Consider the following 12,679-nt stretch of genomic DNA (forward strand, 5'->3'; position numbering starts at 1 on the left):
GATAAGGGAAAAATACAGAAGTGGAAACCGAAGTTATTTAAAATTCAGTAATTACATGTAAAAGGCCGTCTGAATGCATTTTGCGGGGAACTTTTCAGACGGCCTTTTTGCAGCAAGAGGCCGTCTGAACGGTTCGGATAATTTGCTTACACCGCTTCCAATTTCGCATACTTGGTATCCAATTCCTTCACGCCTTCTTTGCCGAAATTCACCGTCAGCCGCGCCGATTCGCCTTTATCCACCGCTTCGATAATCACTCCGGTGCCGAACTTGGCGTGGCGCACGTTTTGGCCGATTTTGTAGCCGTGGTAAGTCTTGGCCGGCTGGTAGGTCTCGGCGGCGCGGATGTCGCTGCGCGGTTTGGGGGCGGCGAAGCTGTCGAAGGCCGGTTTTTTGGCGGATAAATAATGCAAGACTTCCGGCGGGATTTCTTCCACAAAGCGCGATACCACGCCGAATTGAGTTTGGCCGTGCAACATGCGTTGTTGCGCCATGCTGATATACAGGCGTTTGCGCGCGCGGGTAATGGCGACGTACATCAGGCGGCGCTCTTCCTGCAAGCCGCCGCGTTCGGCGAGGCTCATTTCGCTGGGGAAGCGGCCTTCTTCCATGCCGGTGAGGAACACGGCGTTAAATTCCAAGCCCTTGGAGGCGTGTACGGTCATGAGCTGAATCGCGTCTTCGCCTTGTCCGGCTTGGTTTTCGCCTGATTCCAGCGCGGCGTTGCTTAAAAATGCCAACACGGGAAACGCGGGGTCGGCGGTGGCGACGTTTTCCGGCAGGATTTCAAAGTTGCTGTCTTCAGCTTTAAATTCGATGGCGGCATTGACCAGCTCGTCGAGGTTGTCGAGGCGGTCTTGGTGGTCGCCTTTTTGCGTTTGGTAATACTCGATTAAGCCGCTGTCTTTGACAATACCGGCCATGATTTCGCCGAGATTGAGTTGGCCGACTTGGTTGCGCAGGTTTTCAATCAGGCGCACAAAAGCGGCGATTTTGGTGGCTTTCGCGCCCGCTTCGCAAGCGGCTTGCCACAGGGTAATGCCTTGTTCGCCGGAGGCCGTCTGAAGGTTCTCAATCGTGCGCGCGCCGATGCCGCGCGGCGGCAGATTGATGACGCGCAAGAGGGCGTTGTCGTCGTCGGGGTTGACGGCCAGACGCAGGTAGGCGAGGGCGTGTTTGATTTCCTGCCGCTCGTAAAAGCGCAGGCCGCCATAGATTTTATACGGCACACCGGCGCGAAAGAGCGCTTGCTCAATCACGCGCGATTGCGCATTGCTGCGGTAGAGCACGGCTATTTCCGAGAGCGGCCAGCCGTCGCGTTGCAGCGATTTGGCTTCGTCGATGATAAATTGCGCCTCTTCAAAATCGGTGGGTGCGGAGAGGAAACGGATTTTGTCGCCGTCGTCCGCGTTGGTGCGCAGGTTTTTGCCCAAACGCTCGTCGTTGTTTTCAATCACGGCGTTGGCGGCGGCGAGGATATTGCCGACGGAGCGGTAGTTTTGCTCCAATTTAATCGGCGCTTCAATCTGAAATTCGTGCATGAGCGCGGTCATGTTGCCGACATTCGCGCCACGGAAGCGGTAAATGCTTTGGTCGTCGTCGCCCACGGCAAACACCGCCGCCGAATCGCCCGCCATTAATTTCAGCCAAGCATATTGAAGCTTGTTGGTGTCTTGAAACTCATCCACCAAAATATGATTGAAACGGTTTTGGTAGTGCCGGCGCAAAATGGCGTTGCTTTGCAGCATTTCGTAGCTGCGCAGCATCAGTTCGGCAAAATCCACCACGCCTTCGCGCTGGCGGATTTTGTCGTATTCGGCGAAACACTCAATCATGCGGCGGGTGTGCGGGTCGGGTGCGTCGAGCTTGTCGGCGCGCAGGCCGTTTTCCTTTTGCGCGTTGATAAAGCCCTGCAAACTGCGCGGGGCAATGATTTCTTCGGCGATGTTGAGCGATTTGAGCATGCGCTTGATCAGGGACAACTGGTCGCCCGAATCAAGGATTTGGAACGCGGCGGGCAGGTCGGCGTCGCGGTGGTGCAGGCGCAAAAAGCGGTGGCACAGGCCGTGAAACGTGCCCAGCCACATGGCACGCACGTTGACCGGAATCATTGCGCCCAAACGGGTCTGTATTTCTTTGGCGGCTTTGTTGGTAAAGGTCACCGCCATAATGCTGTGTACGCTGGCCTGACCGGATTGCAACAGCCAGGCAATGCGCGTGGTCAAAACGCGCGTTTTGCCGCTGCCCGCGCCCGCCAATACCAGCGCGGATTGCGGCGGCCAAGTGACGGCGGCGAGCTGCTCGGGGTTCAGCCCTTGCAGCAGGTTGGAGGAAGGTTCGGGAGTGGTAGGGAACATGGTGAGGCCGTCTGAAAAATACAATGGCGCTATTATAAGCGATAAGGCCGTCTGAAACACGGCGCAGACCGGGTGTTTTCAGACGGCCTCCGTTGTCGGCGGGCAAGAGTAGGCAAATCGCACCCGGGCGCAGTTGGTTTTTAAATTGTTCAATTATATAATCAGCTTGTCTGATTCTATTCATCACTTTCCATTTATTGATAAAGGAAGTTTTATGTCCCTCCACCAACAAACCATTTCCATGACTACCCTTTACGAACAAGCCACCGCGTGGCTGGAGCAAGACCCTGACATTGAAACCAGCGTTGAGCTGATTAACATGATTGCCCGTGCCAAAGAGGGCAAAGAAGGCGCGGAAGACGCTTTGGCCGAGCGTTTTTCCGGCCGTTTGCAGTTTGGTACGGCCGGATTGCGCGGCAAATTGCAGGCAGGCCCGATGGGGATGAACCGCGTGCTGGTGTTGCAGGCCGCAGCGGGCTTGGCCGCTTATCTGAAAGCCAACGACAGCAATCCTTCCGTAGTGATTGGTTACGACGGCCGTAAAAATTCCAAAATCTTCGCGCAGGACACCGCCGAAATCATGGCGGGTGCGGGCGTGAAAGCGCTGCTGCTGCCGCGCGAAATGCCCACCCCCGTGTTGGCCTATGCCATCCACCACCACGACACCACCGCCGGCGTGATGGTGACCGCCAGCCACAACCCCGCGCAGGACAACGGCTATAAAGTGTATCTGGGCAAACAGCACGGCGGCGGCCAAATCGTTTCCCCTGCCGATATTGAAATCGCCAAACAAATCGACATCGCCGCCGAAGGCAGCGTTGCCGATTTGCCGCGCAGCAATGATTACACCGTGTTGGGCGAAGAAATCGTGACCGCTTATGTCGATGCCACCAAAGGCTTGGCACATGCACCCGCTTGCGAGCTGAACTATGTTTATACCGCGCTGCACGGCGTGGGCAAAGAAGTATTGGTAAAAACGCTGACCGCCGCCAATCTGCCGCTGCCGCACATTGTGAAAGAGCAGGCTGAGCCGGATGCCGCTTTCCCGACCGTCGCCTTCCCCAATCCCGAAGAAAAAGGCGCGTTGGATTTGGCGATTAAATTGGCAAAAGAACAAAACGCCGAATTTATCATCGCCAACGACCCCGATGCCGACCGTTTCGCCGTGGCCATTCCCGACAGCGAGGGCAACTGGAAACCGCTTACCGGCAATACCGTCGGCCTGCTGCTGGCCTGTTTCTTGGGCGAAGCGGCGCAAAAAGCCGGTAAAAAAGGCACATTCGCCTGCTCGGTAGTATCCTCGCCCGCGCTGGCTTCCGTGGCCGAACGCTACGGCCTCGACAGCGCCGAAACCCTCACCGGTTTCAAATACATCGCCAAAGTGCCGAATCTGATTTACGGCTACGAAGAATCACTGGGCTATCTGGTCGATCCGCAAAAAGTCAGCGATAAAGACGGCATTTCCGCCGCCGTGGTGTTCCTCGATTTGGTGCGCACTTTGAAAGCGCAGGGTAAAACCATCGCCGGATATATCGAAGATTTCGCTCGAGAATTCGGCGCGTATGCCAGCGGCCAGATTTCCATCCGTGCGCAAGAATTGGCTGATTTGGGCAAATTCACCGACTCGCTGCGTGCCACCCCGATTCAAAACATCGGCGGCCATGCCGTTGTCCGCAGCAAGGATTATATGGAAGGCGACGAGCCGAACAATATTCTGGTGTACTACTTCGACAACGGCAGCCGCTTGATTGTGCGCCCGTCGGGTACCGAGCCGAAAGTGAAAGTGTATCTGGATGTCAAAGGCGACACCGCCGCGCAAGCGGAAGAGGTGTTGGCGCAATTTGAGGCCGATGTGCGCGAAGTATTGCGTTCGGAAACCTATGGCAAACAGGATTGCTGATTGCGCTTTGATTGGATTGCGAAATAAGCAATGCCGTCTGAAAAATATTTTTCAGACGGCATTTTCGTAGGGTGGTTTTAACCCACCAATTGTGTGACATTGGGTATTGGTGGGTTAAAACCCACCCTACATCTCAACTGTTGCGCTGCAAAGCCGCCATCACCAAATCGCTCTGCAACGCCTTGCGGAACATGGCCGCAAACGGCATAACATCCTTATTCGCCACCACCAATATCGTATGATGATTTTCAGGATTCTCCCATTCGGCAAACCACAGGCCGCAGGCGTGGGCGGCGAGCTTGACCGTGCGGGCGGTGTATTCGGGGTGCATGGCCGAGGCAAACGCGTTCGGATTGCGCACGAAGTAATCGCCCAAGCGGTTTTTTGAAATGGCATAATCGGCGCGGTCGCGGTCTATCGGGCACACGCGCACGGGCAGTTGGTTGACGATATTCAGCATCATGATAAGCGGCCTGTATTTTTTCAGACGGCCTTGCTGATTTTCGAATATACGTTCAAGGCTGTCTGAAAAAGATTATAGGCCGATTACTGCGGAAAAACAAAAAAAGCAGCCGCATGCAGGTCTATGACCCGCATGCGGTTTTCTGCCTCGTTTTCCCCGAAAACGGTTAGTAGTATTTACGCCAACGGCGCGACTTCCAGCCCGAACATCCGCTGCGCCGTATTCAACATCTGGCAGCTAAAGCCCCATTCGTTGTCATACCAGGCAAACACCTTCACCATATTGCCGTCGGTCACTTTTGTCAGCGTTGCATCAAAATGGCTGGCTTGGCTGGTGTGATTAAAATCCATCGACACCAAAGGCAGGTTGTTGTAGCCCAATACCCCTTTCAGACGGCCTGTTTCCGCCGCCGCTTTCATCAGCGCGTTGATTTCTTCCACCGAAGTCTCCCGCGCCGCGACAAAGCTCAAATCCACAAGGGAAACATTCACTGTCGGCACACGGATAGCCAAGCCGTCGAGCTTACCTTTCAATTCCGGCAATACCACGCCCACCGCCTTGGCCGCGCCGGTTTTGGTTGGAATCATGTTTTCTACGCCGCTGCGTGCGCGGCGCAAGTCTTTGTGGCGCACGTCGGTTACGGTTTGGTCGTTGGTCAGCGCGTGAATCGTCGTCATCGCGCCTTTTACGATACCGATGTTTTCATGCAAAACTTTGGCAACGGGCGACAGGCAGTTGGTGGTGCAGGAGGCGTTGGAAATCACCGTCATGCCATCGGTAATAATGTCGTCGTTGACACCATAAACCACCGTTGCGTCCACATCCGCCTCGCCCGGCGCGGAAATCAATACCTTTTTCGCGCCCGCTTCCAAATGAACTTGCGCTTTGGATTTGCTGGTAAACGCGCCGGTGCATTCCATTACTAAATCCACGCCCAAATCGCGCCACGGCAGCTCGGCCGGATTACGGGTAGAGAAAAACGGGATTTTTTTGCCGTTGATAATCAGATGGGTCGCGTCATGCTGCACATCGGCCTGAAAGCGGCCGTGGATGGTGTCGAATTTGGTTAAATGGGCATTGGTTTCCAAACTGCCGCTGGCGTTGACCGCCACAATTTCCAGCCGGTTTTCCAAGCCGTAATCGTAAATCGCGCGTAATACCTGACGACCGATACGGCCGTAACCATTGATTGCAACTTTAATGCCCATGATGTTCCTCTTCTGTATATTGTGATTGGGTGGTGGGTGAAACGGGGGCGATTATAGCAGAATTGTAGTCTAATGTAATTAATATTTTATTAATATTGGATAATTATTAGGATAAGAAATTAGAAAGGCTGCTTTCGTTTTTAAAATAAATACAATCTAATCAAAATGATAAAATAAAATGGAGAAAAATTAATAATTGCTTAAAGCTATCAAAATTAAATAAAGAAGCTATTTATAAGTTACATATTGCAACAATATAAGCTGCTTTCTCAGCGAGGCCGTCTGAATACTGCTTTTATTAATTTTTAATTAAGCATTAAAATTTCATAATATAAAAAATATCAGAATTTAAAATCTATAAAAAATAAAAAATAAAGATTTTTGAAATAAAATTGCTTTGAATATGTTTTTACGCTTGTTAAAACAGTGTAAAGGCGATAACCTGTTACCAAACGATACCTTCAAAAGATACCAATATCCGAAAGGCCACACATGAACGCTCCCTATCAAACCGACGACGTCCGCATTAAAGCCGTTACCGAGCTGCTGCCGCCGATTGCCCATCTTTACGAATTGCCGATTACCGAGCAGGCTTCCGAGCTGGTGCACCAAACTCGCCAAGAAATCGCCGATTTGGTACACGGCCGCGACAACCGCCTGCTGGTGGTCATCGGCCCGTGTTCCGTACACGACCCCAAAGCCGCGCTGGAATACGCCGAGCGCTTATTGCCGCTGCGCAAAAAATACGAAAAAGAGCTGCTGATTGTTATGCGCGTGTATTTTGAAAAACCGCGCACCACAGTCGGCTGGAAAGGGCTGATTAACGATCCGCATTTAGACGAATCCTTCGACATCAACTTCGGCCTGCGCCAAGCCCGCCGCCTGCTGCTGGCGTTGAACAACATGGGCATGCCCGCTTCGACCGAGTTTCTCGACATGATTACCCCGCAATACTTCGCCGACCTGATTTCATGGGGCGCCATCGGAGCGCGCACCACCGAAAGCCAGGTACACCGCGAACTCTCCAGCGGCTTATCCTGCCCGGTAGGATTTAAAAACGGTACCGACGGCAATCTGAAAATCGCCATTGATGCCATCGGCGCGGCCAATCATCCGCACCACTTCTTATCCGTCACCAAAACCGGCCATTCCGCCATCGTGCATACCAGCGGTAATCCCGACTGCCACGTTATCCTGCGCGGCGGCAAAGAGCCCAATTACAGCAGCGAACACGTCCAAGCCGCCGCCGCCCAGCTGGAAAAAGCCGGCTACACCCCGAAAGTCATGATTGACTTCAGCCATGCCAACAGCCGCAAAGACTATAAACGCCAAATGGAAGTTGCCCAAGATGTCGCGCAACAGCTCAAAGATGGCGAACAAGCCATCATGGGTGTAATGGTCGAAAGCCACTTGGTCGAAGGCCGCCAAGACGAGCCGAAAGTGTACGGCCAAAGCATTACCGACGCCTGTATCGGCTGGGACGATACCGAAACCATGCTGGCATTGCTGGCCGAAGCCAACCGCATCCGCGTAGCCGAATAAAACCGCGTAGATTGGGATAAAACCCAACAAGAAATTCAAATCATGTTGGGTTTGCAACCCAATCTACACAAATCAAGGCCGTCTGAAAATCAATTCAGACGGCCTTTCTTATATGAGCAAGCCATTTAGGCAAAAGCATGGATATGGCTTAATTCCTCCGCAATCACCGCGCGGGTTTGTTCCGCATTGTAATGGCTTTGCAGATTCAGCCAGCTTTGCGCGTCGGTATTGAAAAAAGCCGCCAAGCGCAAAGCGGTATCCGCAGTAATCGCACGTTTGCCTTTCACAATCTCATTAATCCGGCGCGGCGGCACGCCGATGGCTTTGGCAAGCGCATATTGGCTGATACCCAGCGGAATCAGCCAGTCTTCAAGCAAAATCTCGCCGGGGTGGATAAGGGGAACTTCTCGTGTATTCATCATATACATCTCCTTAATGGTAATCCGTAATTTCAACATGGGCAGCATGGCCGTTTTGCCAAATAAAACAGATACGCCATTGGTCGTTAATGCGAATGCTGTATTGGCCTTGCTGATCGCCGCTGAGCGCTTCAAGGCGGTTGCCGGGCGGGACGCGCAAGAAATCCAGACTTGCAGCGGCGTGGAGTTGCTGCAATTTGCGCAGTGCAACCCGCTCAATATTGGCAAAGCGCTTGACTCGTATGCCTTGAAACAAAGCCTTGGTATCTTTGCAGGAAAAATCAGTAATCATGCGAAAATAGTAACGTAATACGTTATTAACGTCAAGCGTTAATAGAGGTTAAAAAGATAGTGGTTGATTGCAACAATTAGAATAATGACACTATTAGTGACAAATAATGTCATCTGACAGAAAAAGGCAGATAAAGGCATGACAGCGGCAATCGCAAACTGCTGAAAATTGGCAGATATTCAGACGGCCTAACCCTCTATTTAAGAATAGCTCGCAATAATATGAATAATGCTTAATTTTTATCTTTTTAAAAATCAAATCATTAAATAAAAATTAGAAATAAATTTTGAATTTGGCACGTGTATTGCTTGATGTCTCTTGTCCGGCAAAACTAAGCGGTAACGCAGCGGTCGAGGCGGAAGCTGTATATTCCTTCTTCTTGTAGTTTTACTCATAGATACAGCGCCAAACACATTACGGATTTTTATAAAAACATATTATTCACATTCTAAATATTTAAACTGGAGTTTATTAAATGAAAGCAATGCAAAAAGGTTTTACGCTGATCGAGTTGATGATCGTAATTGCCATCGTGGGTATTTTGGCGGTTATCGCGCTGCCGGCTTACCAAGACTACACCGGCCGTGCGCAAGTTTCTGAAGCCGTGACTTTGATGGAAGGTCAAAAATCAGCAGTTGTTGAATACTATGCTGACCACGGTACTTTCCCGACTTCTAATGATGAGGCAGGTATCGCTTCTACCATTACTGGTAAGTATGTTCAAAGCGTTGTGGTAGGTGCGAATGGTGTAATTACTGCGACTATGGCTTCTTCTGATACCAATGCAGATGTTCAAGGTAAAACTGTTGCTTTAACACCTAAAGCAGAAGATGGTTCCTTTACTTGGACTTGTGCTGCGCCTACTACTGATGGCGTGGATAGCAAATTCCTGCCTTCTTCTTGCCGTGACTCTTCTACAACAACCACTACCACTGGTTCTTAATTATCAGGCAATTGATTACAGTTGAAGAGAGAAAAGCGGGAGAAAGCCTCTCCCGCTTTTCAAAACGGTTTTCGTATGCTAAATCAATAAAACCGTTCACAATTAGGGGGGCTAAGATAATGCAGGGGAACGCATTTGTCAGGCAGGGAAAGGGGTTTACCATGCTTGAATTGATGATTGTCATCGCCATTGTGGGGATTTTGGCGGTGGTGGCGCTGCCCGCATATCAAAACTATGTGGCGCGGGCGCAAGTAGCCGAAGGCATTATGCTGGCCGCCAGCATGAAAGCGGAAGTGGAAGAGGCTTATGCCGCTACCGGCAGCTTGCCGATTTCCGTAACCGTAGCCTCCAAAACCAACGCCGGACACTATGTTGAAATCGTCAGCGTGGAAACCGACGGCACTATTGTGGCGCAAATCGGCAACGATGCCGCCAAACCGATTCAGGGCGAAGAAATTTACCTTACGCCCAGCTTTGCAGGCACCGATGGCGGTAGCACCGTTTGGTCGTGCAGCGGTACGGTAGATGAATACTTCTTACCTGTATCGTGCAAAAGCAACTAAAACCGGCCAGACCGGTAAAAAACAAACAGATTACGCGGAAAATACAAGCAACAGCGGCATGAAAGCCGCGGCATACCTAAACCACATTCGGGCTGAAACACAATATCCGGGGAAACCTGCCGCCAACGCTGCGGCAGTCGGGTGCAAAAAGAACACGCCAAACCAAATCCCAGAACAGGGCTATCGAAAGCCCGGCTTAAAAAAGAAAACACATTATGGAAAACGCAGGGCCGTCTGAATTTTTGGACGGCCTCTTTTTTTATTTGTGTGTAGCAACTGCAATCTGTCCTCTCCCCCCCGTGGGGGAGAGTTAGAGAGAGGACAAAATGGTTGGAACTATGGTGCAATAAGTAAAAAATCAAACTGCGTAGGTTGGGATGAAATCCCAACGAACACTTTGGTAAATATTGGGTTTACAACCCAACCTACCCCGTGCTGCCGGTTTGGTTTCTCATTCATTTCACTATAAGGAAGCATTGCCTAACCGTCGATGTTTAGCCCTCTCCCCAGCCCTCCCCCACGGGGGAGGGGCAGGTCGCTGAAACGCCAAACAAGCCGATATATAAACCATAGGGTGTACTGTGCGCACCAGATAAACGGGTAAGCGGTCGGCAAAAACGGTGCGCAAGGCATCACCCTACGCGTTTACTTTTCAGACGGCCTTTTTGATGTTATCTGATTGATTACCTAACGTGAGTTCGGGATAAGCAGATAGAATATCTTTTTAAATTTCAAAAATGTATTTTGATTAAGCAGACAGAATCCGTAAGGATTCGTCATTAGCTGCGCAAGTCCGCTACGCTACCCCCGCGCAGCTAATGACGAAAATCTAGCGATTTTCTGTCTGCTGAACTACATACTATTCTGAAAATAATAAATATATTTGAATTGCTTATCCCGAACTTACGTTACCTATTTTTATACGTCATGCATAATGCCCCGCCCCTAAAATACATGGGTGGCGTGCGCCGGTGGCGTGGTGGGGGGTGCTGGGTCGGCGGTTGACCCAGCAGGCGGCGAGCCAGGCGAAGGCGGCGGCTTCGACTTGCTGCGGGTCGAGATTGAGGGCGGCGGTGCTGTGCAGGACAATATTTTGCGGCGCAAACAGGTGTTCGAGCGCCTGCATCAGGGCGGCGTTTTGAATGCCGCCGCCGCAGACGTAGATATGGCGCACATCGGGCGCGGCTTGCAAGGTGGCGTCGCAAATGGTTTGCGCGGTGTAGCGCAGCAGGGTTTGTAAGACATCGGCGGGGGCTTCGCTGCCGTTCAGACGGCCTTGCAGCCAGTCGAGGGAAAACAATTCTCGGCCGGTGCTTTTCGGATAGGAGCGGGCGAAATAGGGATGGTCGAGCAGCTTGGCCAAAAGTTCGGGCAACACGCGGCCTTGCGCGGCTTTAGCGCCGTTGCGGTCGTAAGCCTGCTGCCAGATATGTTGTACCCAAGCGTCCATCAGCATATTGCCGGGGCCGGTGTCGAAACCGAAAGCGGGGGCGTCGGGCGGTAAAACGCTGATGTTGGCAATGCCGCCGATGTTTAAGACCACGCGGGTTTCGGCGGAGTGGCGAAACAGGGCTTCATGAAAGGCGGGCACTAAGGGCGCACCTTGCCCGCCCGCCGCCAAATCGCGGCTGCGGAAATCGCCGACGGTAAAAATGCCGGTCAACTCGGCCAGCAGCGGCAAATCGGCCAGCTGCACGCTGTAACCGTGTTCCGGCGCATGGCGCACGGTTTGGCCGTGGCAGCCGATGGCGGTAATGGCTTCAGGCGGCAGATTTTGCTGCTGCAACAGTTGTTTCACGGCTTGGGCATACAGACGGCTGAGGGTTTGGCCGAGCATAATGCTGCGGTGTAATTCGTTGCTGCCGATGTCTTGCAGCGCCAATAATTCGTGGCGCAGGCCGTCTGAAAAAGGGACGAAGCTGTGGGCAAGCGCGGCCTGCCATTGCGCACCCTGCATTTGAATCAAAACGGCGTCGGCGCCGTCCATGCTGGTGCCGGACATCAGGCCGATATAGTATTGGTGGGACATGGGTTGGGTGTTTCGGATAGGGAAAAGGCGTATTGTAACGCGGGGCGGCGGGCGGCGGGAAATGGTTTCAGACGGCCTGTTTAAACCGTTCCCACACCGGCTTGCAGTTTTCCGGCAATTCGGGGCAGGCGCCCAAGATACCGCCGCTAAAGTCGTTGAGGCGGTGGAAATCGCTGCCGGCGCTGGCGAGCAGGCTGTAGCGTTCGGCGAGCAGGGCGTAATTGAGGCGGTCGTTTTTGTTGCAGTTGCCGCTGTGCACTTCAATCCCCGCGCCGCCGAGGGCTTTAAATTCTTCAAACAGGTTGCGCTTGGCAGTGGCCGACAGGCCGTAGCGCATGGGATGGGCGATAACGGCCAGGCCGCCCGCGCCGTTGACGGCGGCGACGCATTCGGCCAAATCTGCCCATTCGTGTTTGATGGCGCAGGATTTGCCGTCGCCCAAGTATTTGGTAAACGCCTGCTGCTTGTTGCGCACATGGCCGCCGTGAATCAGAAATTCGGCGATGTGGGTGCGGCTGACCATTTCGGGGTTGGCCGCCAGCGCGAGTGCGCCTTCATACGCGCCGGATATGCCTTTTTTCTCCAGCTTGGCGGCGATGGCTTCCAGCCTTTTCAGACGGCCTTGGCGAACTCGGGCGAGCAGGGTTTGCAGCGTTTTATTCTGTTCGTCAAAATCCAAGCCGACGACATGGATGGTGCGCCCGCGCCAGGTAACGGAAATTTCCGCGCCGTTAATCAGGGTCAGGCCGAGCACGTCGGCTTCGGCACGCGCCTCGGCTATGCCGCCGGTGTGGTCGTGGTCGGTGAGGGCGAGCAGGGTGCAGCCGTTTTGTTTGGCCAGCCGCACGACTTCGGCGGGGGTCAACATGCCGTCTGAAACGGTGGAATGGCAGTGGAGGTCTATCATGGTGTGTGGGTGTCGGTCGGGTTGCAAACCCAACGATAATGTTTGTCGTATCGGTG

Annotated in this window: 12 protein-coding genes; 5 read left to right on the plus strand and 7 right to left on the minus strand. The window is 52.7% G+C overall.

Features of this window, described 5'->3' with window-relative positions; all coding sequences use genetic code 11:
* Positions 1-146: 146 nt before the first annotated feature.
* Positions 147-2,357 carry a 3'-5' exonuclease gene (locus J2T37_RS00175; protein WP_253353170.1) on the minus strand — a complete coding sequence of 737 codons (2,211 nt, stop codon included), beginning with the start codon at positions 2,355-2,357 and terminating at the stop codon, positions 147-149.
* Between the two features lie 214 nt (positions 2,358-2,571).
* Here J2T37_RS00175 and J2T37_RS00180 point away from each other — a divergent pair, with 214 nt between their 5' ends.
* Positions 2,572-4,257: a phospho-sugar mutase gene (locus J2T37_RS00180; protein ID WP_253353171.1), complete on the plus strand. Its 1,686-nt coding sequence runs from the start codon at positions 2,572-2,574 to the stop codon at positions 4,255-4,257.
* A 133-nt stretch (positions 4,258-4,390) separates the two neighbouring features.
* Here the strand turns inward: J2T37_RS00180 and J2T37_RS00185 are convergent, their stop codons facing one another.
* On the minus strand, positions 4,391-4,720 hold the full coding sequence (locus J2T37_RS00185; protein ID WP_253353172.1) for a hypothetical protein: 330 nt from the start codon (positions 4,718-4,720) through the stop codon (positions 4,391-4,393).
* 176 nt (positions 4,721-4,896) lie between these two features.
* Positions 4,897-5,928 (minus strand): type I glyceraldehyde-3-phosphate dehydrogenase, encoded by a 1,032-nt coding sequence (gap, locus tag J2T37_RS00190; protein ID WP_253353173.1) that lies wholly within the window; start codon positions 5,926-5,928, stop codon positions 4,897-4,899.
* Between the two features lie 492 nt (positions 5,929-6,420).
* On the opposite strand from gap, the gene aroG reads away from it, so the two are divergent.
* Positions 6,421-7,470 carry a 3-deoxy-7-phosphoheptulonate synthase AroG gene (gene aroG, locus J2T37_RS00195; protein ID WP_253353174.1) on the plus strand — a complete coding sequence of 350 codons (1,050 nt, stop codon included), beginning with the start codon at positions 6,421-6,423 and terminating at the stop codon, positions 7,468-7,470.
* Positions 7,471-7,595: 125 nt separating this feature from the next.
* Here the strand turns inward: aroG and J2T37_RS00200 are convergent, their stop codons facing one another.
* Both J2T37_RS00200 and J2T37_RS00205 read right to left on the minus strand, forming a co-directional pair.
* Complete coding sequence (locus J2T37_RS00200; protein WP_253353175.1) at positions 7,596-7,892, minus strand: HigA family addiction module antitoxin; 297 nt, start codon at positions 7,890-7,892, stop codon at positions 7,596-7,598.
* A 10-nt stretch (positions 7,893-7,902) separates the two neighbouring features.
* Positions 7,903-8,181, minus strand: coding sequence for a type II toxin-antitoxin system RelE/ParE family toxin (locus J2T37_RS00205; RefSeq protein ID WP_253353176.1), 279 nt, complete (start codon positions 8,179-8,181; stop codon positions 7,903-7,905).
* Between the two features lie 475 nt (positions 8,182-8,656).
* On the opposite strand from J2T37_RS00205, the gene J2T37_RS00210 reads away from it, so the two are divergent.
* The 3 genes from J2T37_RS00210 to J2T37_RS00225 all read left to right on the plus strand — a co-directional run bounded on the left by J2T37_RS00210 (position 8,657) and on the right by J2T37_RS00225 (position 9,925).
* On the plus strand, positions 8,657-9,124 hold the full coding sequence (locus J2T37_RS00210) for a pilin (RefSeq protein WP_253353177.1): 468 nt from the start codon (positions 8,657-8,659) through the stop codon (positions 9,122-9,124).
* Positions 9,125-9,243: 119 nt separating this feature from the next.
* The gene (locus J2T37_RS11505; protein WP_301286320.1) at positions 9,244-9,687 is read left to right on the plus strand and encodes a pilin; all 444 of its coding nucleotides are present in this window, start codon (positions 9,244-9,246) and stop codon (positions 9,685-9,687) included.
* Entirely contained in the window at positions 9,650-9,925 is a 276-nt protein-coding gene (locus J2T37_RS00225; RefSeq protein WP_253353178.1) for a hypothetical protein, read from the plus strand. The genes J2T37_RS11505 and J2T37_RS00225 overlap by 38 nt, the downstream gene beginning before the upstream one ends.
* 687 nt (positions 9,926-10,612) lie before the next feature.
* Here J2T37_RS00225 and J2T37_RS00230 read toward each other — a convergent pair.
* On the minus strand, positions 10,613-11,716 hold the full coding sequence (locus tag J2T37_RS00230) for an anhydro-N-acetylmuramic acid kinase (RefSeq protein WP_253353179.1): 1,104 nt from the start codon (positions 11,714-11,716) through the stop codon (positions 10,613-10,615).
* Between the two features lie 67 nt (positions 11,717-11,783).
* Complete coding sequence (locus J2T37_RS00235; RefSeq protein WP_253353291.1) at positions 11,784-12,623, minus strand: PHP domain-containing protein; 840 nt, start codon at positions 12,621-12,623, stop codon at positions 11,784-11,786.
* Positions 12,624-12,679: the final 56 nt, after the last annotated feature.

Origin of the sequence: Neisseria perflava, from assembly GCF_024170405.1 — a bacterium.
Taxonomy (GTDB): Bacteria; Pseudomonadota; Gammaproteobacteria; order Burkholderiales; family Neisseriaceae; genus Neisseria; species Neisseria perflava_B.

Coding starts and splice junctions, on each gene's coding strand:
- J2T37_RS00175 (WP_253353170.1), bottom strand. CDS start 2,357: ATGTTCCCTACCACTCCCGAACCTTCCTCCAACCTGCTGCAAGGGCTG.
- J2T37_RS00180 (WP_253353171.1), top strand. CDS start 2,572: ATGTCCCTCCACCAACAAACCATTTCCATGACTACCCTTTACGAACAA.
- J2T37_RS00185 (WP_253353172.1), bottom strand. CDS start 4,720: ATGATGCTGAATATCGTCAACCAACTGCCCGTGCGCGTGTGCCCGATA.
- gap (WP_253353173.1), bottom strand. CDS start 5,928: ATGGGCATTAAAGTTGCAATCAATGGTTACGGCCGTATCGGTCGTCAG.
- aroG (WP_253353174.1), top strand. CDS start 6,421: ATGAACGCTCCCTATCAAACCGACGACGTCCGCATTAAAGCCGTTACC.
- J2T37_RS00200 (WP_253353175.1), bottom strand. CDS start 7,892: ATGATGAATACACGAGAAGTTCCCCTTATCCACCCCGGCGAGATTTTG.
- J2T37_RS00205 (WP_253353176.1), bottom strand. CDS start 8,181: ATGATTACTGATTTTTCCTGCAAAGATACCAAGGCTTTGTTTCAAGGC.
- J2T37_RS00210 (WP_253353177.1), top strand. CDS start 8,657: ATGAAAGCAATGCAAAAAGGTTTTACGCTGATCGAGTTGATGATCGTA.
- J2T37_RS11505 (WP_301286320.1), top strand. CDS start 9,244: ATGCAGGGGAACGCATTTGTCAGGCAGGGAAAGGGGTTTACCATGCTT.
- J2T37_RS00225 (WP_253353178.1), top strand. CDS start 9,650: ATGAATACTTCTTACCTGTATCGTGCAAAAGCAACTAAAACCGGCCAG.
- J2T37_RS00230 (WP_253353179.1), bottom strand. CDS start 11,716: ATGTCCCACCAATACTATATCGGCCTGATGTCCGGCACCAGCATGGAC.
- J2T37_RS00235 (WP_253353291.1), bottom strand. CDS start 12,623: ATGATAGACCTCCACTGCCATTCCACCGTTTCAGACGGCATGTTGACC.